The sequence below is a fragment of the Pseudoalteromonas sp. S3776 genome (assembly GCF_005886915.1).
In the GTDB taxonomy this organism is placed as follows: Bacteria; Pseudomonadota; Gammaproteobacteria; order Enterobacterales; family Alteromonadaceae; genus Pseudoalteromonas.
The window spans coordinates 26284-51162 of the sequence record NZ_PNCU01000003.1; the positions used below are offsets into that span (position 1 = coordinate 26284).

General features: G+C 40.5%; 21 protein-coding genes and 1 tRNA gene. 4 read left to right on the plus strand and 18 right to left on the minus strand.

All coding sequences use genetic code 11. The features are described 5' to 3' along the window. Positions 1–228 precede the first annotated feature (228 nt). The 3 genes from CWC16_RS02675 to CWC16_RS02685 all read right to left on the minus strand — a co-directional run bounded on the left by CWC16_RS02675 (position 229) and on the right by CWC16_RS02685 (position 1365). Positions 229–305 (minus strand) — tRNA-Ile (locus tag CWC16_RS02675). 269 nt (positions 306–574) lie between these two features. After that, positions 575–733: a YqaE/Pmp3 family membrane protein gene (locus CWC16_RS02680; RefSeq protein WP_004587604.1), complete on the minus strand. Its 159-nt coding sequence runs from the start codon at positions 731–733 to the stop codon at positions 575–577. A 65-nt stretch (positions 734–798) separates the two neighbouring features. After that, the gene (locus CWC16_RS02685; protein WP_138540410.1) at positions 799–1365 is read right to left on the minus strand and encodes a BON domain-containing protein; all 567 of its coding nucleotides are present in this window, start codon (positions 1363–1365) and stop codon (positions 799–801) included. Positions 1366–1682: 317 nt separating this feature from the next. On the opposite strand from CWC16_RS02685, the gene CWC16_RS02690 reads away from it, so the two are divergent. Beyond that, positions 1683–2339: a LiaF domain-containing protein gene (locus CWC16_RS02690; RefSeq protein ID WP_138540411.1), complete on the plus strand. Its 657-nt coding sequence runs from the start codon at positions 1683–1685 to the stop codon at positions 2337–2339. A 68-nt stretch (positions 2340–2407) separates the two neighbouring features. Here the strand turns inward: CWC16_RS02690 and CWC16_RS02695 are convergent, their stop codons facing one another. Then, positions 2408–2824 (minus strand): VOC family protein, encoded by a 417-nt coding sequence (locus tag CWC16_RS02695; RefSeq protein ID WP_055014707.1) that lies wholly within the window; start codon positions 2822–2824, stop codon positions 2408–2410. Between the two features lie 432 nt (positions 2825–3256). Here CWC16_RS02695 and suhB point away from each other — a divergent pair, with 432 nt between their 5' ends. Beyond that, positions 3257–4060: an inositol-1-monophosphatase gene (suhB, locus tag CWC16_RS02700; protein ID WP_055014760.1), complete on the plus strand. Its 804-nt coding sequence runs from the start codon at positions 3257–3259 to the stop codon at positions 4058–4060. A 51-nt stretch (positions 4061–4111) separates the two neighbouring features. On the opposite strand, the gene CWC16_RS02705 is transcribed toward suhB, so the two are convergent. The 7 genes from CWC16_RS02705 to queA all read right to left on the minus strand — a co-directional run bounded on the left by CWC16_RS02705 (position 4112) and on the right by queA (position 12653). Further along, the gene (locus tag CWC16_RS02705) at positions 4112–4921 is read right to left on the minus strand and encodes a substrate-binding periplasmic protein (RefSeq protein WP_138540412.1); all 810 of its coding nucleotides are present in this window, start codon (positions 4919–4921) and stop codon (positions 4112–4114) included. Positions 4922–4936: 15 nt separating this feature from the next. Further along, positions 4937–6727 carry a bifunctional diguanylate cyclase/phosphodiesterase gene (locus CWC16_RS02710; RefSeq protein ID WP_138540413.1) on the minus strand — a complete coding sequence of 597 codons (1791 nt, stop codon included), beginning with the start codon at positions 6725–6727 and terminating at the stop codon, positions 4937–4939. Between the two features lie 397 nt (positions 6728–7124). Continuing rightward, a complete protein-coding gene (gene secF / locus CWC16_RS02715; RefSeq protein ID WP_055014704.1) occupies positions 7125–8072 on the minus strand; it encodes a protein translocase subunit SecF in 948 nt (315 codons plus the stop codon). A gap of 9 nt (positions 8073–8081) precedes the next feature. Then, positions 8082–9941 carry a protein translocase subunit SecD gene (gene secD, locus CWC16_RS02720; RefSeq protein WP_055014759.1) on the minus strand — a complete coding sequence of 620 codons (1860 nt, stop codon included), beginning with the start codon at positions 9939–9941 and terminating at the stop codon, positions 8082–8084. Positions 9942–9960: 19 nt separating this feature from the next. Beyond that, on the minus strand, positions 9961–10296 hold the full coding sequence (gene yajC, locus CWC16_RS02725; protein WP_055014703.1) for a preprotein translocase subunit YajC: 336 nt from the start codon (positions 10294–10296) through the stop codon (positions 9961–9963). Positions 10297–10321: 25 nt separating this feature from the next. Beyond that, complete coding sequence (gene tgt, locus CWC16_RS02730; protein ID WP_055014702.1) at positions 10322–11446, minus strand: tRNA guanosine(34) transglycosylase Tgt; 1125 nt, start codon at positions 11444–11446, stop codon at positions 10322–10324. 175 nt (positions 11447–11621) lie between these two features. Then, positions 11622–12653 (minus strand): tRNA preQ1(34) S-adenosylmethionine ribosyltransferase-isomerase QueA, encoded by a 1032-nt coding sequence (queA, locus tag CWC16_RS02735; protein WP_138540414.1) that lies wholly within the window; start codon positions 12651–12653, stop codon positions 11622–11624. A 201-nt stretch (positions 12654–12854) separates the two neighbouring features. Here queA and CWC16_RS02740 point away from each other — a divergent pair, with 201 nt between their 5' ends. After that, positions 12855–15407, plus strand: a complete 2553-nt coding sequence (locus CWC16_RS02740; protein WP_138540415.1) for an EAL domain-containing protein — start codon at positions 12855–12857, stop codon at positions 15405–15407. Positions 15408–15574: 167 nt separating this feature from the next. Further along, entirely contained in the window at positions 15575–15787 is a 213-nt protein-coding gene (locus tag CWC16_RS02745; RefSeq protein WP_024031438.1) for a hypothetical protein, read from the plus strand. 47 nt (positions 15788–15834) lie between these two features. Here the strand turns inward: CWC16_RS02745 and CWC16_RS02750 are convergent, their stop codons facing one another. The 7 genes from CWC16_RS02750 to CWC16_RS02780 all read right to left on the minus strand — a co-directional run bounded on the left by CWC16_RS02750 (position 15835) and on the right by CWC16_RS02780 (position 24472). Next, positions 15835–16755, minus strand: a complete 921-nt coding sequence (locus CWC16_RS02750; RefSeq protein ID WP_055014699.1) for a hydrogen peroxide-inducible genes activator — start codon at positions 16753–16755, stop codon at positions 15835–15837. A gap of 82 nt (positions 16756–16837) precedes the next feature. Then, positions 16838–18106 (minus strand): inorganic phosphate transporter, encoded by a 1269-nt coding sequence (locus CWC16_RS02755; RefSeq protein WP_055014698.1) that lies wholly within the window; start codon positions 18104–18106, stop codon positions 16838–16840. A 40-nt stretch (positions 18107–18146) separates the two neighbouring features. Further along, positions 18147–18824 carry a TIGR00153 family protein gene (locus tag CWC16_RS02760; protein WP_004587620.1) on the minus strand — a complete coding sequence of 226 codons (678 nt, stop codon included), beginning with the start codon at positions 18822–18824 and terminating at the stop codon, positions 18147–18149. A 150-nt stretch (positions 18825–18974) separates the two neighbouring features. Then, positions 18975–19676 (minus strand): phosphate signaling complex protein PhoU, encoded by a 702-nt coding sequence (gene phoU, locus CWC16_RS02765; RefSeq protein WP_055014697.1) that lies wholly within the window; start codon positions 19674–19676, stop codon positions 18975–18977. Between the two features lie 42 nt (positions 19677–19718). After that, a complete protein-coding gene (gene pstB, locus CWC16_RS02770) occupies positions 19719–20546 on the minus strand; it encodes a phosphate ABC transporter ATP-binding protein PstB (protein WP_055014696.1) in 828 nt (275 codons plus the stop codon). 26 nt (positions 20547–20572) lie between these two features. Further along, entirely contained in the window at positions 20573–22222 is a 1650-nt protein-coding gene (gene pstA, locus CWC16_RS02775) for a phosphate ABC transporter permease PstA (protein ID WP_138540416.1), read from the minus strand. A 15-nt stretch (positions 22223–22237) separates the two neighbouring features. After that, positions 22238–24472 (minus strand): ABC transporter permease subunit, encoded by a 2235-nt coding sequence (locus tag CWC16_RS02780; protein ID WP_138540417.1) that lies wholly within the window; start codon positions 24470–24472, stop codon positions 22238–22240. Positions 24473–24879: the final 407 nt, after the last annotated feature.

Below are 24879 nucleotides of genomic sequence, written 5' to 3' on the forward strand. Positions count from 1 at the left end.
AGGTGACTTTGCAAAAGCCGCAGGACTTGTAATAACAGCTGTCGCTAGCAAGATAACTATCTTCTTGATTGCAGAATATAAAATAGAGGGGCAAATCTATAGTTACAGTTCTAGCTTGTTGCCTAAAATGCTAAATGATTAGTTATCTTAAAAGATATTGGTTAAGTAGCTATAAACCATTGAATGAAATGTTATTACTATAGGATATTTAAAGGGTGACTTTAAAAGTGGTGGCCCCTCCCAGACTCGAACTGGGGACCTAACGATTATGAGTCGTGTGCTCTAACCAACTGAGCTAAGGGGCCAACTTTGTATAACTACGCGGTAGTTAATTTTTGAAGCGTTTAGCCACTGAGCGACTAAAGCGGGTTGCAGTATAAAAAGTTTTTTAAGGCTTGTCACTAGCAAAAACCTTTATTTTAACAATCAGTAAGCTGACTGCTTAAATAGTAATCTTTTTGCATACGAATAGGCAGGAAATAGTGGGAAAATAAACGCAGAAGTATGCAAGCCGCTTTTTTACAATTTTAATAATTATAAAAAAGTGGCCGGCTCACATTGAACACACCACACATTATTTTTTAGCGATAATGTAAATAGCGTGAATTAAACCAGGGAAGTAACCCAGTAAAGTTAGTAAAATATTTAGCCAAAAGTGCATACCTAAACCAACTTGTAAAAATACACCCAGTGGCGGTAATAAAATCGACAATATTATACGAATGATATCCATAATGTAGCTCCTTTAAAAATGACAAGCAAAAAGCCCAGCTAAGCTGGGCTTTTTAGTATAGTGTATTATTCAGCAACGATAGTTAGTTCATCTACTACGTCACGAACGTCTTCAGCATTTTTAGCAATTTTTACTGCTAGCTGCTTTTCAGCTTCAGATTCAACTGAACCTTTAAGCTTAACTATACCGTTGTCGGTATCAACGTCGATATCTGTACCGTCAACCTCTGAGTCAAATAAGAAACGTGTTGTAATTACTGTGGTGATTTTAGCGTCAGTTAAGTCGTTATCGTCATCATCCATAGTGTTACGATCTTTGTCGTCCATATCCATGTTTTTCACAACAGTTAGGTTGTTTTCTACATCAGATACGCCATCTAGGCTAATTACAAGCTCTTCAGCTAGCTCTTTATCAAGGTCGCTGTTTACTTTACCTGTAAGTACTACCTTGCCATTATTTACATCAGTGTTAATGTCAAAGTTGTTTAGATTAGTGTTCATAAGAAGCACTGTTTCTGCCTTACCATCAATCCAAGCATCTTTACTTTCATTTTCCCAAGTGCCCGCTTGAGCACCCATAGCTGTAGTACCTAAAACTAAAGCCGCAATCATAGATTTGTTAAATGTTTTCATAATCTTTCTCCTTTTGATTAAAGACACTTTTAGATATGCGAGCTTTAGGCCAACTTTATTTATTTATTAAATTCATGTGCTTAGGCGTTTTATGAGCTATAAATAGAAATACAGCTGAGTAAACATTTACAGGCTATTAGGTAAAACTTTCTTAAGTGGTGAAAATAACGATTATATTGCTGCTTTGGTTAATCTATCGTTAATATAGTAAAAAAACGGAACTCAAATAAATGGTAAGTTATTGATATTTAATAACTTTAATATTGGTATATGGCTTGCTAATAAAACGATAACGCAAATATAAAAGGATTAATCCCATGTCTGTAAAAATTGAAGACCGCCCAATAGAGCAAGTTCGTGAGCAAGTGATAGATCAACTTATTTATAATTACAGCCATGGTGAGATATCTGCAGAAGCCTTCGAAAGGCGCCTAGACAGCGCTATGGATACAACCGACAACACGGCTCTACTTGGCTTAGTTGAGGATTTAACTCTACATGCCGATACACAGTATACTGCTCAAAAACAAACTCAGTTCGCGCCTAACTACAGTGCACAACAAGGCGAAAATGAAAACCTAACGTTAAAAAGCATTTTGGGCTCAAGCGAACGTAGCGGCCAATGGGTTGTGCCTAAAGATATTTATATTCAAAATTATATGGGGTCAATTGTGCTCGACTTTACCGATGCCATATTCACTCACCAACACGTCACTATTCACGTCAGCTGTTATTTTGGAAGTGAAGAAATATACGTACCAGAGCACGTTAATGTGGTTTCAAAAATGTTTTGTATAATGGGCAGCTTTGAAAATAAAACGGCCTCGCTGAATAAGCGCCAAGGCCCCACAATTCAGATTGAAGGAAGGACTGTATTAGGCTCTGTAGAGGTTAAAGTAAAGCGTACTATAAAAGAAAAGTTTATAAGCTTTGCTAATGACTTAAAAGCGCAGCTTGGCGTGAACAATAAATAGTGCACATAAAGTGTAGGGGATAGAAAAGCCCTATTGAGCGCTTTTCTGTCCTCTTTTTAATACTCTTTTTATAAGTCGTTATTTCGCTCGCTTGGAATATCACTCATATACTGCACAAACTCAACCTCAAACCCTGCTGGGTCTAAGTAGTATACGTTTTTTCTAAATGGGTTTTCTGCCCCCATTTTATCAGCGCTAAATCCGGCGTTTTTTAAGCGTTGTATAACAGCGTCTAAATTATTTGTAACGTAGGCAAAATGCGCTAGCCCGACTTGATGCCCTGTCAAATCTCTGTTTTTATGCTCGCCGTTGTCGCTTATAGCCATGTAGTGATTATCGTCACCAAAATGTACCCAGCGCTTAGGTTTGCCATACCACGTGTTGTTACCTTCACTTCTAATTGACCAATATGGAAACGCTGCTCGGTAAAATGTAAGCATTGCGTCTATATCGTTTACTACTAAATGTACGTGTTCTAATTTCATTATTATTTACCTTAGTTGATTGCTTAAAAACAAGATAAAACCTCAAGCTAACTTTAGGTAAAGCACTTTTTTATTTTTTTACCCGCCCCCCGACTAAGATATTTACTAATATAATGAACTATTGTGATGTTTGAATTTATTTTCTTTGGCCAGATATTTACAATGAAAACAAGGCATATTCACGTATCAAGAGCAGGCCTATTGCAAGTAAAATCAGCACTGTTAGCACTAAAAATAGCAGCTGGAGATAGGTTTATTACCCAAAGCTCAAGTTATTTATAAAATTTTAAATGAATAAATATATAGGTGTTTCAAGGTAGTACAAAAAACACACAAAAGTATTTGGGGTTTATTGTTTACTTTATGGCAAAAGTCGCTAAAATACGCCGGCTTAAATATATAAACGTTCTTTTACAACCCAAAGGTAATACCATGCATCCAATGTTAAACATTGCGGTTCGCGCTGCGCGCAACGCAGGCAAAATTTTACTTCGCGCAAGTGAAGATTTATCAAAAGTTGAAATTCAACAAAAAGGCACTAACGATTTAGTGACCAACATAGATAAAGAAGCCGAAGCCGTAATTCGTGATACAATTTTAAAATCTTACCCAGACCACTGCATTGTTGGTGAGGAGCTAGGTGAGCACAAAGGCAAAGATGCAGATTACCAATGGATTGTTGACCCACTTGATGGCACAACTAACTTCATCAAGGGTATCCCTCATTTCGCGGTTTCTATCGCACTTAAAGTAAAAGGTCGTTTAGACCAAGCTGTAATTTACGATCCAATTCGTGGCGAACTTTTCACTGCATCTCGTGGCCAAGGCGCACAACTAAACAGCAAACGTTTACGTGTGACTAAAACCGTAGAGTTAGCTGGTTCAATTTTAGCAACAGGCTTTCCGTTTAAACAAAAGCATCACTTAGATGCATACTCAGATGCATTTAAAGCTTTATTTGTACACACTGCAGACATTCGCCGTGCAGGCTCTGCTGCCCTTGATATGGCATATGTAGCCGCGGGCCGTGTTGATGGCTTTTTTGAAATTGGTTTAAAACCTTGGGATACAGCAGCTGGCGAATTACTTGTAAAAGAAGCTGGCGGCATGGTTGTTGATTTTGCAGGTGGTATTAACTACAACCATAGCGGCAACATTATTTGTGGTGCCCCTAAGCTTACTCAAGCAATTATCCGCGAAATTCGCCCGGTATTATCTGAGTCGTTACTTCGCTAATAAAGTGTAGTTAACTGTATAATAAAAGGAGCCTGCGGCTCCTTTTTTGTTTTAAAAGTACGGGTTATCAAGCTTTAATTCTGTGACGTAGCCTTTTGTAAAAGGGAGTGAGTTTATATCTTTTGCAAAATACTCATCAAATAACGCATCAAACTCACCACTGTTTTGCATTTTTTTTAGCCCCCGCTCTATAGCCTGAGCTAAAGCAGGTTTACTACTAACAACAAAGTAATAAATACCCGTGGGGTAACTAATAAATAAATTAGGCACAATAACTAAATTACTTTGTGCATTAGCAACCAATTCAGAATTAACTTCGATAAATGATCGTGGAAAATAATCGATTCGTCCCCGGCTGGTAAGCGTAAACATAGCTTGATAGTTACTCAGCGGCCTAACAGGTAAGCCGTTATAGGCCATTATTTTTGTATCTGGCCAATCACGCCCTTGCACTGCAGAAAGCTCCATTAACTGCGCTAAAGTAGTAATGCCTTTAAATTTTCCAACATTTTTTTTACTGGTTAGCAAAACGCGCTTACCTATAAACCCTTTAAATAAGGGTATTTTAACCGCTATTGCCCGTGTCTCTCGCTCGGGGCTACTCATGCTCCAATAAATATCTAACCCTGTTTTATCTAACTCAATTAAATCACGTTGTTGCTGCAAGCTCACTGGCTGCATTTTTATATCTACAGGATAATTGGCCCGCTCTAGCGCGCGTGTTAATAGCTCACTTGGGTATTCTTCGCGTGCATTTTGCACACTTTGCTTTTGAGCAACATTAACAACTTCAACCCCATGCGTAAAAAAGCTAATTGCAAATAAAGCTAACCCACCAACGACAATTTTTAATGGCAACATAATAATTACCTATTTTTATACTACCTGTTTATTTTCTGGTGCTAGGCGCACTAGGGCAGGCGCAGGTTTTCTGCGCTTGCATATAAACAAATAACTATGGCGATACCGCTTAGCCTCTTTTTTAGCATCTGTTGCCAACGCTGCAACTTGATGGCTGTTTTTACATTCCTGTAAGTCGGGCTCCACAAGGCCAATTGATAACGTTAGTAAAGGTACAAATTGCTTTTCTCCCTCACGATTTGTAGCCCAGTAACCTTTGCTCTTAATGTGCTCAGGCGTAAAAAAAGTGCGTGATTGCAGCTCAAATTGCTCAATTATGGTATTACAAATATGCACAGCATCTGATTGAGCAAACACCACCATAAAGTCATCACCACCTATATGTCCTACAAAGTTAGCACTGTTTTCGCAGGCTTGCACAATTACATCTGCCAATAGTTTGATCACGCTATCTCCACTGGCATAGCCGTATAAATCATTAAATTGCTTAAAATGATTAAGATCTATATAAGCCAGCGAAAACGCACTTTGAGAGCGTAGCCGTTGCTCTATTGCCTCATTAATCGCCACATTGCCAGGGAGCATAGTTAACGGATTAGCATGCTGGGCATGACGAATTTTTTCTTCTGTTATGTGTTTTAAAATATCACGTAAGGGGGCAAGCCCAAGGTAACGTCCATCACGCGTGATCACAATGTGGCGTCGAATATCAAAGTCTTGCTCTGTAATTTGCTGGCTCACGGCGTCGAGAAGCTGATTTTCATCCACCACTAAAGGCTGTTTATCCATAAAATCGGTGACGGGGCACTTGTCGTAAAGAGCATGGCCATAAGGCGCGGCAAACACTTCTGTAAGCTGATCTTTATGGAGTAATCCAACAGGCTGGCCAGTTTTATTTAACACCGCTAGGCTCATCACAGACTTGTCTTTTTCAAATAGCGTATGGGCATCTTTGCAACGGGTTTCGCTGGCTATTGCTTTTTGTGTAATAGCAAGCCAACCAATCGCCATTGATTGATCAAATGTATTATTTGACTGCTTAAAGTTTAATGCTTGTAATTGCGCTGAGCTGTAATCAAGGCTGGGGGTTGTGTTTGGTTTTTCCAGTAAAAACCCTTGTACATTTGCTATTCCTAAGCTTTTAACATAGGCAAGCTCTTCCACTCTTTCTATGCCTTCGGCTATGACTGCGGTGTTTGTTGCTTTTGCTAGTACCGTAATTGATTTCAAAAATTCTTTTTTAACTTCGTTTTCATCACAATGATCAATAAAGTAACGGTCTATTTTTACAAAGTCGGGGCAGAGTTCAGACCATTGCTTTAACCCCGAGTAACCAGCACCTAAGTCATCAATGGCAATGGTAAAACCCAGCTCCCGGTAATGTGCAATTGTTTTTAATAATAAAAAGCCATCGTCGACCTTTTCTTGCTCTGTTACCTCAATTACTACGCGGTTTGCTGCTAAGCCAAATTGCTCTGTTAAGTGAAGAGTTTCACCCTTTGGGTGGCAAGGGTCGAGCAACGTTTTAGGACTTACATTTAAAAATAACTTACCGCTTAAGTTAAGCTTTACAAAATTTTCAATTGCTTTTGAGCGACACAGTAGCTCAAGTTCTGAAATTAAAGCGTGCTCGCTGGCTGCTGAAAATAATCGATTAGGCATTTCTAAAGGGCTGTTTTTGGGCCCACGGCTTAGCGCTTCGTAACCTATAATTGCTTGATTAGCTATATCAAAAATAGGCTGAAATAACGTGGTTATTTCACCATTACTTAAAATATAGTCTAGGGCGTGTTGTTCTTTGCGAATTGAAATTTGTTCAATCTAGGGGCGATTAAATCGCGGCGCGAGGTTTGTAACCTAGTGGACTAAGTAAAAACCGAGCAACAAAGAGTTTATCACCCCTAGGCAGAACCCGAAGGGCAGCGCATGTTTGGCATTTATGCAGCGTTATCGCCTATTTATGGGGAACAACCACACTTCATAGGCTCTGCCTTGCCTAAAAACCAAACATACTGCTGAAAATTCAACCACCAAAGATCAGCACGCCCTAAACTTTGCGCTGCATTGCCACTGCAAAACCTGATTGTTGTTTAATTGGGGCATTAAAGTAGCAAGCCTGTATGACAATTTTATTGCGTGGTACTTAATACACATGCAATAAAAAACCGCTCAATTGAGCGGTTTTTTTTAAGCCTTGACTCTATTAAGGCAATGCGTCTAGGTCGGCGCCTTCTTTTTCTACCACTTCTGGTATTAAGTCTTCTTTACTTACGCCCATGGTAATCGCTACTGAACTTGCAACGTAAACTGAAGAATAAGTACCAATAAATACACCAAATAACAAGGCAGTAGCAAAACCGTGAATGGTTTGACCGCCCCACACAAATAGCGCAATCAATACCAAAATAGTGGTGATTGACGTTACAAGTGTACGGTTAAGTGTTTGCGTTAACGACATGTCGATAATTTCAATCGTGTCGTCGATGCGTACTTTACGGAAGTTTTCACGAATACGGTCAGATACCACAATAGTATCGTTAAGTGAGTAACCAATTACCGCCAATATGGCCGCTAAAATAGTTAAATCAAACTCTAACCCTAATACAGAAAACAAGCCAACAGTAATAATTACATCGTGTAGTAATGCCCCCACTGCGCCCACAGCAAAACGCCACTCAAAGCGAAATGCCACGTAAATCAAAATACAAATAAGCGCAGTTAACATGGCAAGGCCACCCTGCTCTTTTAAGTCTTCCCCTACGCTTGGACCTACAAACTCAATACGGCGCATTACTACGCTTTCATCAGCTTGCTTTAAGGCAGTAATAACTTGGTTACCAATAACTTCGGCTTTTACTTCACTGCCGCGCGGCGCTAAACGCACCAAAATATCTTGGCTAGAACCAAACAGCTGCACTGAGGCATCGGCAAAACCGTTTTCAGCTAATACTGAGCGTACTTTTTTCAAATCTGCAGGTTGCGAAAAACCAACCTCTACAGCAGTACCGCCAGTAAAATCTAAACCAAAGTTTAAACCTTTGATAAAAATTGAGGCAAACGACGCTAAAATCAATAGCGTAGAAAAACCCATTGCCACTTTACGAAGTGACATGAAACGTAGGGTTTTACCACCCAAACTTAAAATTTGCATGTCCGCTCCTTAAATTGAAAGTTTATCAATGCGCTTACCACCAATAAATAAGTTAATTACCGCACGGGTACCAACTATGGCTGTAAACATTGAAGTTAAAATACCAATTGCTAATGTAACCGCAAAACCTGCAATTGGGCCGGTGCCCACTGCAAATAATATAATGGCCGCAATTAGTGTGGTGATATTGGCATCAAATATAGTGCTAAAGGCACTATCGTAACCAAAATGAACGGCTTGTTGCGGGCTACGACCATCGGCCAGCTCTTCACGAATACGCTCAAAAATAAGTACGTTAGCATCTACCGCCATACCTACAGTTAATACAATACCGGCAATACCTGGCAGCGTTAATGTAGCACCTGGAATTAACGACATTACACCTACAATAAGTACTAAGTTAGCGGCAAGTGCTATGTTGGCAACTAAACCAAACCCTTTGTAGTAAATAAGCATAAAGGCAAGCACAAACGCAAAACCAAGAGCTACAGCTGTCATACCCGCTTCTATGTTTTCTTGGCCTAGGCTTGGGCCTACTGTGCGCTCTTCAACAATTTGAATTGGCGCAACTAGTGCACCGGCGCGTAATAGCAAGCTTAAGTTGTGGGCTTCGGCTGGGTTATCAATACCTGTAATACGGAATGAGCGGTCAAGACGAGCTTGAATAGTCGCAACGTTAATAACCTCTTCTACCTTAATAGGTGGAAGTGCTTTACCGTCAGCGTCTTTTTTGCCCGATGGCTTGTACTCTATAAATACCGTGGCCATGCGCTTACCAATAGCGCGTTTGGTAAAGGCATTCATTTTTGCCCCGCCTTTGCTATCTAAGGTAATGCTCACTTGTGGGCGCTGGTATTCATCGTTGCCTGATTGCGCACCTGTGATGTGGCTCCCTTCAAGAATGACACGTTTTTTAAGTACCACAGGGTAACCATCGCGACTCATGATCATTTCTGTGCCTGCGGGAATACGCCCTTGAGCAGCCGCACTTGGGTCAGCATTTTCGTCTACTTCACGAAATTCAAGCGTGGCCGTTGCACCTAAAATTTCTTTAGCGCGTGCTGTATCTTGTACACCTGGTAGTTGCACAATAATACGCTCAGCACCTTGGCGCTGTACGTTAGGCTCTGCAACACCAATTTGGTTAATACGATTACGAATAATGGTTTCGTTTTGCTTAATAGCGTAGTCACGTATTTCTTTAAGCTTTTGCTCGCTCATAGTGGCAAAAAATGCGCGATCGTTGCTGCTATCATCAATGTATACGTTTAGTGGGTAACGTGATGCTAAAAAGCGCTCAGCGGCCTCTTTGTCTTCTTCGGTACGCATTTCTACACGCATACGCTCAGACCCTGCTACACGGCGAACACTACGGTAACGAAGTTTTTCTTCGCGTAGGTCGCTACGAAAATCTTGTTCCATTTGCTCTAGCTGATTATCTACCGCGGTTGCCATGTCGATTTCCATGGTGAAGTGAACACCACCACTTAAATCAAGCCCTAGCTTCATCGGGTTACCACCCAATGATTTTAACCATGCTGGTTGAGCGGGTGCCATATTAATAGCAGAAATATAATCGTCGCTAAGAGAATTACGCAGTAAGTCTTGCGCTTTTAGCTGTTCTTCAACATTTTTAAAACGTACTAATACTTGGCCGCCTTCAAGCACGGTAGACTTAGCTGTTACATTATGTTGTTTGAGGGTTGCGTTTACTTTGTCTACTACACTGAGATCGACATCTGCACCTTTTGCCCCCGAAACTTGTATAGCCGGATCGCGGCCATACAAGTTTGGAGAAGCATATAAAAGGCCAATGGCTACCACAGCTAAAACAAGTAAATACTTCCAAATTGGAAACTTGTTTAACACAGGCATGTCCTTTTTATTTTTATAGTGACTTCATTGTGCCTTTAGGCAATACAGCAGATACTGCCGATTTTTGTACTGTAACTTCAGCTTGCTCATTTAAAGAAATCACGATGAAATCTTTATCTTCAGCAATTTTTACGATTTTGCCAACTAAACCGCCTTGGGTAAGTACTTCATCACCTTTAGCCATCGCACTCATTAAGCTTTTATGTTCTTTAACGCGCTTAGCTTGTGGGCGGTAAATTAAAAAGTAAAAAACCAAACCGAAAATAGCTAACATAATTAGCATTTCCCAACCACCACCTGCAGCAGGTTGACCAGCAGCGGCGTGTGCGTTTGAAATAAATAAACTCATAATACTTCCTCTATATTTTTAAATTTTAATTTATATCTGCAAGCTCTGGCACTTCTTGGCCACGGCGAGCATAAAAATCACTAACAAATTCTTCTAGTTTACCTTCACTAATAGCATTGCGTAGGCCTTCCATAACACGCTGATAGTATCGTAAGTTATGGATTGTGTTTAGTCGTGCGCCTAAAATTTCATTACATTTATCAAGGTGATGTAAATAAGCACGCGAGTAATTTTTACAGGTATGGCAATCACACTCAGGATCAAGCGGACCAGTGTCTGTTTTATGCACTGCGTTACGAATTTTAATTGTGCCTGTAGTAATAAATAAATGACCATTACGTGCATTACGCGTAGGCATTACACAGTCAAACATATCAATACCACGGCGTACAGACTCAACTAAATCCTCAGGTTTACCTACACCCATTAAGTAGCGTGGTTTATCCTCTGGCATTTTGTACGCACAATGATCAAGAATATTCATCATTTCGTTTTTAGGCTCACCCACTGATAGGCCACCTAATGCGTAACCATCAAAGCCAATTTCTTCTAGGCCTTTTTGTGATTGTGCACGTAACTCAGGGTACATACCACCTTGAATAATACCAAATAAAGCTGATGGGTTGTCGCCGTGGCCTTCTTTAGAGCGCTTAGCCCAACGAAGCGATAGCTCCATAGACTCTTTAGCTTCTTTTTCAGTGGCTGGGTATGGCGTACATTCGTCAAAAATCATCACGATGTCTGAGCCTAAATCACGCTGTACTTCCATTGATTTTTCAGGCGACATCATAATTTGGTCACCATTTACCGGCGATTGGAACAACACGCCTTCTTCGGTAATTTTACGCATAGCGCCAAGGCTAAATACTTGGAAACCACCCGAGTCAGTTAAAATTGGAAAGTCCCAATTCATAAAGTCGTGTAAATCACCGTGTTGCTTAATGATTTCAGTACCTGGGCGTAACATTAAATGAAAGGTGTTACCCAAACAAATTTGTGCCCCTGTGGCTTTAACTTCATCTGGGGTCATGCCCTTAACAGTACCGTAAGTACCTACTGGCATAAATGCAGGTGTTTCTATTACACCACGGTCAAAAATCAAGCGGCCGCGGCGCGCTTTTCCGTCGGTGCGGTCTAATTCAAATTTCATATCATCCTCAATGTCGGAAAAACAGTCCAACAAGCTATAATTTAACCGCTCGATTCTACCCTTTTTGCCCCGCTATTACTATTAGCTGCGCTAAATTCACTACGTATTAGCACAGGCAAATAAAAACCCAGCGTGTGCGCTGGGTTTTTAATAAGTGTACCGATTATAAAGGTGTTTATTTACGCGTTAAAAACATCGCATCACCATAGCTAAAAAAGCGATACTTTTGTTCAATAGCGGTGTTGTACGCACCCATAATGTTATCTTGGCCGCTAAAGGCACTTACTAGCATAATAAGGGTTGATTCAGGCAAGTGAAAATTAGTCACCATGGCATCAACTACATTAAACTGATAACCCGGAAAAATAAAAATATCGGTGTCGCCAAAATAGCTATCTAATTTACCGCCGTGTATTTTTGCTGCCGACTCTAGCGAACGCACTGAAGTTGTGCCTACTGCAATTACACGCCCGCCATTTGCCTTAGTTTGTGCAACAGCCTGTACCACGTTGTCAGGCACCTCAATGTATTCTGAGTGCATTACATGCTCAGCTACACTTTCTACACGCACCGGCTGAAACGTACCCGCGCCTACATGTAGTGTAACAAACGCCATGTTTACGCCTTTTTGTTTTAGTGCCGCCATTAACTTATCGTCAAAATGCAGCCCTGCCGTAGGCGCTGCTACGGCTCCAGGTTTTTCACCATAAACGGTTTGATAACGCTCGCGGTCAGCCTCGGTGTCTGGGCGGTCAATATAAGGAGGTAAAGGCATGTGACCAATATCGTTTAGAATATCGAGTACATTTTGACTACGATCGAATTCAAGCTCAAATAACGTATCGTGACGCGCAATCATGGTCGCTTTTGCTTTGCCTTCTAAAATAACTTCGTTACCCGGCTTTAACGACTTACTGGCTCTTACATGGGCAAGTACGCGGTGTTCATCAACTACACGCTCTACAAGCACTTCAACTTTTCCGCCAGAGGCTTTTTGACCAAACATACGGGCAGGAATAACGCGGGTATTGTTAAATACTAATAAGTCACCCTCGTTAACTAAATCAAGTAGGTCGCTAAACACTTTGTGTTCAACGTTGCCAGTTGGGCCATCTAGGGTTAGTAAACGGCTGCTGGTTCTGTCTTGTTTAGGAAAACGAGCAATTAATTCATCAGGTAAGTCAAAGCTAAAGTCAGCCACGCGCATAGTCGGTATTCCACATCATTAAAATCGCGCCAAGTGTATATCTATCCTGGGCTAAGCTCAAGATATCTACAACAGTTGAGAGGATTCACCCTATTTTAGATACATTTGAGTAACTACTTTAAATAATCTTGTTCTTATTAGTAAATATCATTATTCTTACTGCCTTTGATAATAATGGTTTAGTTTTGGGGTTATAAAAAAGTGGCAGATAAGCTGAAGTTGCTCATTCTAAACGCAAGTAGCGAAGAACGCCGAACTATACGCGCCACTTTAGAATACTTAAACGTATTTGAATTCATAGAAGCCGCAGATAGCCAAGATGCGCTCACCCTATTAAAAAAACAGCCCGTAAACATGATTATCACTGGTTTAAGCGTAGGGAAAATAGATGGCTGGCGCTTTTCTCGCATGATCCGCTCAGGCTTACTTAAAACACCTAAAAATACCCCTATTTTACTTATTCCGCCAATCTACTGTGAGCGTATAGCAGAAACCACCGCACGGAGTTACGGCATAGACGCTGTACTGCCCTTTGAGCACCAAGACATGTTGCCGCAGGTGTTGGCAAATGTATTGTCTACACATTTAGAAAAAAGTAGCCGTCTTAATTTACTCTTACTAGAACCAATAGCGCAAAAAGCCGATGAAATAGCGCAGCAACTTAAGCTCAATTTTGCTATTACCCATGTTACATCAAGCCAAAGTGCTTTAAATGCTTACAATCAACAACAATTTGCTATTGTATTGCTTGATGCAACCGCGTCACGCGCTGATACTTCAAGTCTTTTAGTCGAAGAAATACTGCAACATAATCCTAAACAAGCCATTGTCACTATTATTGACAATAACGATGCAGACTATGCAGAGCAATTACTGTTGTCAGGTGTGACTGACTTTATAAGAGCGCCGTACGACCCGTCGTTTTTAAATAAGGTGTGTGACCATGCTGCGCGTCGTGAAGACTTTATGGTGAGTTATGCTGAGTTTGCACAAAAGGTTGAGCAGCTAAGTATTAGCGAAGTTCGCTACAAGGAGCTGTTTTCGGCGCACCAACGTATTTTACTGCATTTAAACACGGTGGTTTTAGAGCTCGACCAACGAGGTAAAATTCGCTTTATAAACCCCGCTTGGGAAACACTAAGTGGCTTTGGGGTTAAATCGTCTTTGCAAAAGTCTTTAATCGACTATTGCTCAGATGAATGCCAAGTAAAACTAAATACGACCATTAACGATATTCTTAATGGCGGCACACACCAGCAGCAAGTTGAAATTCAACTTAATCATAAAAATGGCAATCAGATTTGGGTTGAATGCCGGTTACAGCTAATAAAAAACAGCAGTAATAATGCCACTATTACTGCCACAATCGACAACATACATGAGCGAAAACAAGCCGAGTTAAAACTGCGCCACTTAGCACTGCATGATACGCTCACAGGCTTACATAATCGTTATTATTTTGATCAACAGCTTAATAAAATATGCCAAACCAAGCATACCTATGGTGGTGTAGAGCACGCACTTATTTATATCGATTTAGATCATTTTAAAATAATTAACGATAGTAAAGGCCATCAACAAGGCGATATAGTACTAAAAGATGTTGCCCAATTATTTGAAGCGAACATTAGCGCTAAACATTTAGTTTGTAGAATAGGCGGTGACGAATTTGCAGTTATTTTAAAAAATACGCAACTGCTAGACGCTCACCTAATTGCAGAGAGTATTTGTAGCGCGATTGAACAACACGAGTTTAAATCAGAAGACCAGGTTTACTCAATTAGTTGCTCTATTGGCTTAACGCAAATAACGGCTCAAAATTGTGATCCGAGTGAATGCCTTAAGCAAGCCGACATTGCTCTATATATTGCTAAAAGTTTAGGCCGTAACCTAGTGCATTGCTACTCAAAAGAAGATGCGCAGAATAACACTCTGCAAACAGGACTTGAGTGGGGGCATGAGATCCGACAGGCGCTTCAACAGGACAACGTGGAACTACACTATCAGCCGATATGGGACTTTAAGGCCAATAAAGTGGCTTATTTTGAAGCGTTGCTGCGTCTTAAAATAGACGACAAGCTTATTTTTCCTAATCAATTTATTCCCTCCCTTGAGCTACTTAACGATACTTTTTTGATGGACCAATGTGTTATTCGTAATGCCATTGCGAGCGTTGCTGAACACCCAGATTTAAATCAAGTGGCTATAAACCTTTCTGCTCAATCGTTTTTAGATGAGCGCTTATTGCCACATATAGAATCGAGCCTAGAAAAATACCACGTACCGCCTTCGCGTATTATTTTTGAAATTACCGAGTCGGCCTCTGTCAACAACTTAAAAGCTACCCGTAAAATGATAGAAAAGCTAAACAGTTTAGGCTGTCATTTTTCTATTGATGACTTTGGTACAGGCTTTAGCACATTTAACTATTTAAAACAGTTACCTGCGCAGCATGTTAAAATAGACGGCTCGTTTGTACGTGACATGATTAACGACCCCATCGACCTAGCACTCGTTAAGGCTATTAACGATATAAGCCGCTCTCTTGATAAGCGCTCAGTAGCTGAATACGTAGAGAGCGAAGAGATATTTTTTGCCCTAAAAAAGATTGGTGTTGACTACGGACAAGGCTATTTTATTGCCCGACCCGTGCCTGTAGAAAAAGTACAATCGACGCTTAAAATTATTTACCAGAAGAAACCTTTTACCCAACAACAGCCTAGCTGTCAGCTAAACATTTTTAAACAGTTTTAAGCATTTTATTACTATCATTATTGCACTTATTGCCTATACTTTACGTACCACTTAGTAAATGTCTTGTTGTTTTGATGATTTAACAATAAAAACATGACATTACCTATAAGCATACATGACTAGCAATTACATAGAGGTTAAAGCTTGTCAGGTTTAAGGAGGAAGGTATGGCGCAGTTGATTATTTTACTTCTCGTAATACATTGTGTAATTGCGTATCAGTGCTATCGATACGCGCAGCTAAAGGGCTACCCAGTAGGCGTATTTGCTACTTTAGGCCTACTCCCGTATTTTAATGTAGTTGTGTGGATTTATTTACTTTTTCTACCCGAGCTAGAACCCTTTGAAAGCCAAACACATAGCAAACAGCAGCCGTTATAGGCTGCTGTTTTGTTATTGCTTTAATTTACTCTTGAAAGTAATTAGGATTAACCCTCAAAGTCCAGGCTGCATTGGCGAGCTAAAAACACTTCCAGCTGCTGGCTGAATAATTTAAAGTCGCGAATTCTTCCCGTGGTTTTTCGCCACAATATGCCTATATCTCTGTAAGCATCACCTTGCGAGGGAGTTGCTATCATATTTTTATCTTTAAGAATGCCCGCATTAATCGCCATTTGCGGTAAAAATGTAACCCCTAGCTGATGCTCTACCATACTGAGTAAAGTATGTAGACTTGCAGCTTCAAACGGATTAATACAGCTTGAACGATTTAAGTGACACGCACTCAAGGCATGCCCTGTCATACAGTGCTCTCGCTCTAATAAAAATACACTCGCCTCAGGTAGTAAATTAAAGTCTTCAACGCCTTTAGCTGGGCTGTAATCTTTGTGGTGCACTAAACTAAAGTGATCTTTAGCCAATACTTGGGTATGAAACTTCTCTGTTTGATAAGGCAGAGCTAACAACGCTAAATCAATATGGCCGTGTTCAAGCTTATCTAATAACTTATCGCTAGTATCTTCAACAAGTACCAACTCTAAATCACAAAAGGTTTGCTTACAAAAATGATACAAAGGCGCCGCTATGAAACTTGCAATAGTAGGTATAACCCCTACCACTAACTTGCCACTGAGTGGCGTTAAAAAGCTTTTGGTTAGCTCTTTTAAACTAATTGTATCGTTAATAATTTTACGAGAGCGTTCAACGACTTCTTCACCAATACTGGTAAACATGAGGCTACGATTCTCTCGCTCTATTAGCTGACAACCGAGTGTTTCTTCAAGGTTTTGAATTGCACTGCTTAAAGTAGATTGCCCAATAAAGCACGCACTTGCTGCACGGCCAAAATGCTGGTGCTGATGTACAGCTAATAAATACTGTAGCTGTTTAATACTTGGTAGGTTGGTCATTTTTTCTTTCCACAAATAAAAAGACCCCAACACCAAAGGCGTTGAGATCTTTTCAAGCTAAAAGTCTTTGAGTACTTTTTTGTTAAACCCCAAACGCGGTTCTTAGTACGTAGAAAATAACAATAGCAAGGGCAGCGCCAACTGGCAATGTAATTACCCAAGAAACTACAATGTTTCTGATAACACCCATGTTAAGAGCAGCAATACCACGTGCCATACCTACACCTAATACCGCACCAACTAAGGTTTGTGTAGTAGAGATTGGCATACCAGTACCTGATGCAATAACAACGGTTGATGCAGCCGCAAGTTCTGCAGCAAAACCACGGCTAGGCGTTAAATGTGTAATACCTTCACCTATCGTTTTAATTACTTTTTTACCTAAAATAGCAAGACCCGCAACAATACCAAAACCACCGAGTGGTAAAATCCACCATGCGATAGCCGCTTTTTTAGCGATTTCACCGTTGCTTTCAACAATGTTCACAACCGCAGCTAGTGGGCCAATTGCATTCGCTACGTCGTTTGAGCCATGCGCAAACGCCATACAACACGCTGTTAATACCATTAATACCGCAAATACTTTTTCTACGTTATTAAATTGCATTTGTTTATCAGCTTTAGGGTCAATATTTAAACGTGAAATCGCAATTTTACCAATAATAGCTACAATCACAGCAATTGCGATAGCAATTAAGTAGCCCTCTGTAGCACCTAGATTAATACCTATATGCTTTAAGCCTTTCTTAATTGTTACTAGCGCCATAATAAAACCCGCTAAACCCATGTACAGAGGTACAAAGCGCTTCGCGTTTTTAAGCGGTGCATCGGTATCAAAAATTAGCTTTTGCGCACTCATAAATATTAAGTAAGCAATAAAGCCTGAAATTGCCGGTGTTATAATCCAACTACCTACAATACCCCCAACTTTATTCCACTGAATAGCCTCTGTACCCACTGCAACTAATGCAAAACCTATGATTGCACCAATAATTGAGTGAGTAGTTGAAACAGGCCAACCTAAAAATGAGGCGATTAATAGCCAAGTACCCGCTGCAAAAAGCGCAGAGATCATACCTAAAACCATTAAATCTGGCAGCGCTGCAAAAGGAGCTGCATCAATAATGCCTTTACGAATTGTTGATGTAACCTCACCCCCCGCTAAATAAGCACCAGCAAATTCAAAAACCATCGCAATAATAATTGCTTGTTTTATTGTTAACGCTTTAGAACCTACCGAAGTACCCATCGCATTAGCGACGTCGTTCGCGCCAATACCATAAGCCATAAAAAAGCCGACTGCTGCGGCAATTAAAACTAATACCGTGCCGTAAGATGCAATGATATCCATTGTGTAACCTTAATCTTTCGTTTGAACTGATTTGTATAAATTAACGAGCTAACATCAGCTCAAGACGTGATCCTACGCGCTCTGCAATATCTGCAAGCTCGCCAACCCATTCAATTATTTTGTATAAAAACATAACATCAATTGGGTTTAGCTCGCTTTCTACATCACGCAGTTGGCGGCGTACTTTAATTTGCATTTCATCCGTGTCTTGTTCTATGGCATCCAATTCTACGAGCATTTTTTCAACTAAGGTAACCTCGCGACCTTTAAAACCCGTTTCTAATAACTCTTCTAACTCATTAATTGCTTTTGATGCTTGTTTAGTCGCATCAACACAACGTGTTAGATAAGCTAAAAAGTCTGCCTGCATAGCGCTAGGAATAGTCATTTCACGACCAATTACGCGCCCTGCAATATCTTTTGCTTTATTTGCTATTTTATCTTGTTGAGTTACGAGTTCGAGCAGATCTGTACGCTCTACCGGCATAAATAAACCACGCGGTAATTGTAAGCGTATATCTCTTTTCATATCATCAGCTTCACGCTCTAAATTACGAATAGTTAAACGAAGCTCTTCTGCTTGCTGCCATTCTTCTTTAAATACGTGATTAAAGAAAGGTATCAAAGCTTTGCTTGCTTGATGAACTTTCTTGATGTGTTCTTCCATTGGTTTGATAGGAGATTTTGCAAATACTCCTAAAAACGCGTTTGTAGGCATAACTGACCCTTTAATCAAATTGATATGCTTTGCAGCATGAATTTTACAGTATTAGCCGCGATTGTGAACGCTTTTTATTATTTCACCGCAGCTAACAATGCATGAAGCGGCATTAAGCCGCTTTAATAAAAAAGAATGATAGAAAAAACATTACAACGATTTTTCTATATCCTCTTGAGATGTATGACGAATATCTTTTCCGTTAACAAAATATATAATGTATTCCGCAATATTTTGGCAACGGTCCCCAATACGCTCTAATGAACGTACAGACCATACTAAATCCATAATTTTTGGGATTGAGCGTGGATCTTCCATCATATAAGTCATAATTTGGCGCGTAATTGCTTCATATTCACGGTCAACTTTTGAATCTTCTTTATGTACTTCAAAGGCACGTTGTACATCCATACGCGCAAATGCATCAAGCACATCATGTAGCATTTTTAATACTTGGCGTCCCATATTTTCAATATTCACTAATAAATCTTGCTGATCTTTAGTAAATGAGTCCAAAGCTACTTTAGCAATACGCTCAGCTTCATCACCAATACGCTCTAAATCAGCAATCGTTTTAGCAATAGCAACAACCAAGCGCAAATCGCTTGCTGCAGGCTGGCGACGCGCAATAATGCGTGTACACTCATCGTCAATGCTTACTTCCATTGCATTCACTTTGTAATCGTTTTGGCGTACTTTTTGTGCTAGTTCAGCATCGTTACGACTTACTGCGTCAAGTGCACTGCTTAGCTGTTGCTCAACTAAGCCCCCCATGTTTAGTACATGGTTACGAACATTTTCTAGTTCTTGATTAAAGCGACCAGATATATGTTTGTTTATATTATGTTCCATAATTACCTTCTCTTAAATTCGTTCACAATAACCAAGCAAAAACTAGCCGTAACGGCCTGTAATGTAGTCTTCTGTTTTCTTTTTGCTAGGCGTTGTAAATAAGGTATTAGTATCTGAGTATTCGATTAATTCGCCCATGTACATAAAGGCCGTTTGATCAGATACACGTGCAGCTTGTTGCATGTTGTGCGTAACAATGACTACGGTAAATTTATTTTTTAAATCGTTAATTAGCTCTTCAATAACCAAAGTAGAAATTGGGTCAAGTGCCGACGTTGGTTCATCAAGTAATAGTACTTCAGGCTCAATTGCAATTGAACGGGCAATAACTAAACGCTGTTGCTGACCACCCGATAGCCCAAATGCGCTATCATGTAATCTGTCTTTTACTTCATCCCATAGTGCCGCACCACGAAGTGATTGCTCTACTACTTCATCTAGCTTACGCTTTTCTTTAATACCCTGTAAGCGTAGGCCATAAACCACATTTTCATAAATCGATTTAGGAAATGGGTTAGGACGTTGAAACACCATACCTACGTTACGACGAAGCGCGGCTACATCGACCTTTTTATCGTAAATGTTTTGACCATGAAGTAATATTTCACCTTCAATACGACACACATCGACTAAATCGTTCATGCGGTTAATGCATCGCAATAGGGTTGATTTACCACAACCCGATGGGCCGATAAACGCGGTTACCTGACCTTTAGGAATATTCATATTCACTTTGCTAAGCGCTTGCTTTTCACCATAGTAAAGATCAAGGTCCTTAATCTCTAACGCTTTTTGGTCATCAGTTAAGTTTTCTAAGTCTAACTTCAAGCCTGTATTAGCTTGGTTTACTTGTGGAGCGACTGTAATCATGTTTGTTACCTATAATTCTTTACTAATTAGTGTTCAAGCGATCTGAATTTTTCACGTAAATGATTACGTATGCCTATCGCTGTTATGTTGAGGGTAATAATCACCGACACCAATAAGAAGGCCGTTGCGTATACCAGCGGGCGCGCCGCTTCAACATTAGGGCTTTGAAAGCCTACATCATAAATATGAAAGCCTAAGTGCATGAACTTTCTATCTAAGTGAAAATATGGGAAGTTACCGTCAAGGGGTAACGTAGGGGCCATTTTTACAACACCTACCAACATTAATGGTGCAACTTCACCGGCCGCTCTCGCAACAGCAAGTATTAAACCTGTCATGATTGCTGGGCTTGCCATAGGAATAATAATTCGCCATAAGGTTTCAACCTTTGTGGCACCAAGCGCTAATGAACCATCGCGTACTGTACTTGGAATACGCGATAAGCCTTCCTCAGTTGATACAATAACAACCGGTAATGTAAGAATAGCTAATGTAAGTGCCGACCACATTACACCGGGTGTACCAAATACTGGTGTTGGTGCGGCTTCGGGGTAGAATAATTGATCAAGACTCCCCCCAAGCATGTATACAAAAAAGCCCAGTCCGAATACGCCATAAACAATAGACGGCACACCGGCAAGGTTTATTACCGCAATACGAATCATCTTAGTTACTGCATTTTTAGCTGCGTATTCATGCAAGTAAATTGCTGCAACTACGCCAAATGGAGTCACAATAACAGCCATCAGCATTACCATAAATACAGTACCAAATATTGCAGGGAATACGCCGCCTTCGGTGTTAGCTTCACGTGGGTCGTCTGATACAAACTTACCCAATTGTACAAAGTAATGGCCTAGTTTTGAGAAAAAGCCCATGTCGTTCGGCAACCAAACATCAAGTACTTGATACAATGGAATGGTGACCACTTCACCGCGCATATCTTTAACTAATACTTGGTCACGCTTGGCTTTTTTACGTAGTGAAAATAGCTCTTTTTCAAGTACTGCGTATTCATTACGTAACTCGGCACGTGCCTGGGCAAGCTCAGCAACACGCTCATCGGTCAGCTCGTCATCAAGTAGGTAGGCTTTTTCTTGTAGGCGTAAACGCTCAAGCTCGTAGTTAATATGACCAATTTCGCCATTTTGCAAATCAAGCGCTTCATCGTTTAAATCAACCGCACGTTCTACTAACTCATGTAAGGTTTCGATTTTATCGCCAGTAACCGGCTTTCCATCTTTAATTACACCTTCGATGTAACCATAAAAGTTACCGTTTTTACTACGCTCAAATACAGCAAGCGTAGCCGGTGTACTTTGCTCAGTAATATCAGTTTCTAATATCCAGCGAAAATCTAAATCTACAAATTCGCGGTTACCTGTTTTTATAAGTAAACGCTCAACTTCATCTTTATTAAAGTCTGAAACATCAATACCGGTTGCCGCTAAACGTGCCGTAGGTACGAGCTCTCGGTCGTAAACTTCACCAATTATGGTTTGTTTTGAAATAGACCCTTCTAGCTCGAATTGAACCACCTCCGATGGCCAGAAAAAGCTTAACCCTTTCCAAGCTATCATTGCTAATAAACCAAGAACTGAGATTAAGCTGATACTTACTGCACCGCCTGTCATCCAAATCCAAGGAGAACCAGACTTAAACCACTGCTTTACCATGTCGTGTCTCTCCACTTACATTGAGCTGTATTTTTCACGCAGCTGCTGACGAACAAACTCAGCCACTGTGTTGAAAACAAAGGTGAATATGAATAGTACAAATGCTGCTAAGAATAATATTCTATAGTGCGAGCTGCCTACTTCTGATTCAGGCATTTCTACCGCAATGTTTGCAGCTAAAGTACGCATACCTTGGAAAATACTCCAATCCATAATCGGCGTATTACCGGTTGCCATTAATACAATCATGGTTTCTCCTACTGCACGGCCAAGGCCCATCATCACAGCAGAGAAAATGCCTGGGCTTGCTGTAAGTAGTACAACGCGCACTAGCGTTTGCCATTGTGTAGCACCAAGTGCAAGTGAACCGTTTGATAAGTGTTTAGGCACACTAAATACGGCATCTTCCGCAATCGAAAAAATAGTAGGAATAACCGCAAAGCCCATCGCAATACCCACAACTAACGAGTTACGTTGGTCAAACGTCATACCAAGTTCATTGGTTAAGTATTGACGTACATTTCCATCAAACATCCAAAGCTCGACTGTTTCGCTCATCGCGAACGACAGCCAGCCAATAAATAACACGACCGGAATTAGCAGAATAGAATGTGACCCTTCAGGGATTTTATGGCGAATACTCGCTGGTAACTTAGTCCAGCCTAGTGCGGTGGCTAATACACCTAATGGCAATAAAATAAGTAAACCAACAATAGCAGGTAAGTGCGCTTCTATAAGTGGCGCTAACCACAGGCCAGCTAAAAACCCGAGTATTACAGTAGGCAGAGCTTCCATAATTTCGACGGTTGGCTTTACCACTCTACGTAGCTCACTCGACATAAAGTATGCGGTATAGATAGCAGCAGAGAGCGCAATAGGCACTGCAAACAGCATGGCATACAGCGCAGCTTTTAAGGTACCAAACGAAATAGGAACTAAAGAAAATTTAGACTCAAAGTCATCGCTTGCTGAGGTAGATTGCCAAATGTAGCCTGGCTCTGGGTAACCTTCGTACCATACTTCTTGCCACAGGGCAGACCATGTAACCTCTGGGTGCTCATTATGAATCTCTAGTACGGTTAGTTGGTTATCGGCTAAAATTAGCGCTGCATTTGAACGTGGGGCTATAGCAAAGTTTTTAATTTCACCTTCACTTACTTTACCCTGCCAAAGTTTTGCCTCACTTGTGGTGTAATAAACACCTAACTCACCGTTACTACTTGTTGTAAAGAAAGTACGACGATAAAACTCAGTGAAAATATTCAGCTTGCTTTGCTTCGTTGTTTCAAACGAGCGAATTTTTTGATACTCACGACCGCTATCCGTGTTCACCTCAAACCACTGCGAGACTTCACCATTGTCGTTTGCCAACATTAACGAGTTAGCACCAGCAAGCAGCTGGGCTGATACTATATTAGCGTTTTCTTCATTAGCTGACAGTAACTGGATCTGTTCTACATCATCTGGATAGCGGGTATCGTAAACATAAATTTGATTAGCTGAACGCACAAAAGTTCGGGTGGTATCCGGCGAAATTAATAGCTCGTCTATACGCCCATTTACATCAAGTTCGGTGCGCTCAACTACCCATTCAACTTCACCAGTGAACATGTTTTCCTCAGCCACAAAGCTGCTAAACAACACGCGCTTGTCTTCGGTTAAAGCAACAACAGCTGTTTTATCTTCATAATGGCTAAATGCAAAGCGCTTGATGGCTGCACCTTGATCGTCAACTTCTAATGCCATTTCGCCAAGAGGGTAATCTAGGCGCGGTGTTAGCTTTCTTTGATTATTTGGAAAAGTAACTAAAAACTTAGGTGCGACAAGCATCACTGAGCCATTTTCTAAGCCAAACGCATAATGCCCCTGAAACGGCGCACTGTTTGCAAAGCTTGATGCATCACTTGGTAGCTTAGCGCTTAATGTTTTAAGCTTTTGGCCAAAGCTGCCATCTTGCACACTATAAAAAGTGACTTCGCCTTGCTGGGATAGCAAAAAGGCAACCTCTGTTTGCTCCTCAACACCTAAGCCCACGATTTGATCAGCATTAGTAACGTTAAAGCTGTTACGCTTTTCTACTTTTGCTGACTCAAAAATTGGTTGTACCACATAAAGGAGGTAAAAGAATATTAATAACAATGCTATTAATACCATTACTCCACCTGCGGAAATACCCCACTTTGCAAACCGGTCTTTAAATAGACGGCTTCGATCCGTATTTAAAGTCGGCTTATTCGGATTGGAAGTCATCAACACACCCTTTAATTCTGCTGTTGCGCGAATTATATTTCATCAAGATGACAGTAATGTTACAGATGTAATAAATACCCACTGCAAGGCTTTAAAACGGCCCCTTTATTAGGTACTCAATAGCGCGCTTTGCAGTATTTAGCTCATCTATATTTATACGTTTATTACGCATTACCTATTTACACTTTTATGGTTAACGAAATACGTACTGCTCAGAGCGAGTGAAAACTAGACGCTCCTGAGCAGAAAGCACAATACGATGACACTTATTATCAAAAGTGCTATAAAATTGTTAATTGATTCAGTGTGGATTTATGTTTTTGTAGGAACTAATTTGTGCTTTTATTGGACAAACAATTTAACGCAGACAATACTAAAACTATGTATAACAAATGAAGACAACAGCG

Excerpts from the sequence above, each read along its gene's own strand:
- phoU (WP_055014697.1), bottom strand. The coding sequence starts at position 19,676 with ATGGAACATAATATAAACAAACATATATCTGGTCGCTTTAATCAAGAA.
- CWC16_RS02780 (WP_138540417.1), bottom strand. The coding sequence starts at position 24,472 with ATGACTTCCAATCCGAATAAGCCGACTTTAAATACGGATCGAAGCCGT.
- queA (WP_138540414.1), bottom strand. The coding sequence starts at position 12,653 with ATGCGCGTGGCTGACTTTAGCTTTGACTTACCTGATGAATTAATTGCT.
- tgt (WP_055014702.1), bottom strand. The coding sequence starts at position 11,446 with ATGAAATTTGAATTAGACCGCACCGACGGAAAAGCGCGCCGCGGCCGC.
- pstB (WP_055014696.1), bottom strand. The coding sequence starts at position 20,546 with ATGATTACAGTCGCTCCACAAGTAAACCAAGCTAATACAGGCTTGAAG.
- CWC16_RS02760 (WP_004587620.1), bottom strand. The coding sequence starts at position 18,824 with ATGCCTACAAACGCGTTTTTAGGAGTATTTGCAAAATCTCCTATCAAA.
- CWC16_RS02685 (WP_138540410.1), bottom strand. The coding sequence starts at position 1,365 with ATGAAAACATTTAACAAATCTATGATTGCGGCTTTAGTTTTAGGTACT.
- CWC16_RS02750 (WP_055014699.1), bottom strand. The coding sequence starts at position 16,755 with ATGACCAACCTACCAAGTATTAAACAGCTACAGTATTTATTAGCTGTA.
- yajC (WP_055014703.1), bottom strand. The coding sequence starts at position 10,296 with ATGAGTTTATTTATTTCAAACGCACACGCCGCTGCTGGTCAACCTGCT.
- CWC16_RS02705 (WP_138540412.1), bottom strand. The coding sequence starts at position 4,921 with ATGTTGCCATTAAAAATTGTCGTTGGTGGGTTAGCTTTATTTGCAATT.
- CWC16_RS02695 (WP_055014707.1), bottom strand. The coding sequence starts at position 2,824 with ATGAAATTAGAACACGTACATTTAGTAGTAAACGATATAGACGCAATG.
- CWC16_RS02755 (WP_055014698.1), bottom strand. The coding sequence starts at position 18,106 with ATGGATATCATTGCATCTTACGGCACGGTATTAGTTTTAATTGCCGCA.
- CWC16_RS02690 (WP_138540411.1), top strand. The coding sequence starts at position 1,683 with ATGTCTGTAAAAATTGAAGACCGCCCAATAGAGCAAGTTCGTGAGCAA.
- pstA (WP_138540416.1), bottom strand. The coding sequence starts at position 22,222 with ATGGTAAAGCAGTGGTTTAAGTCTGGTTCTCCTTGGATTTGGATGACA.
- CWC16_RS02745 (WP_024031438.1), top strand. The coding sequence starts at position 15,575 with ATGGCGCAGTTGATTATTTTACTTCTCGTAATACATTGTGTAATTGCG.
- CWC16_RS02680 (WP_004587604.1), bottom strand. The coding sequence starts at position 733 with ATGGATATCATTCGTATAATATTGTCGATTTTATTACCGCCACTGGGT.
- secF (WP_055014704.1), bottom strand. The coding sequence starts at position 8,072 with ATGCAAATTTTAAGTTTGGGTGGTAAAACCCTACGTTTCATGTCACTT.
- suhB (WP_055014760.1), top strand. The coding sequence starts at position 3,257 with ATGCATCCAATGTTAAACATTGCGGTTCGCGCTGCGCGCAACGCAGGC.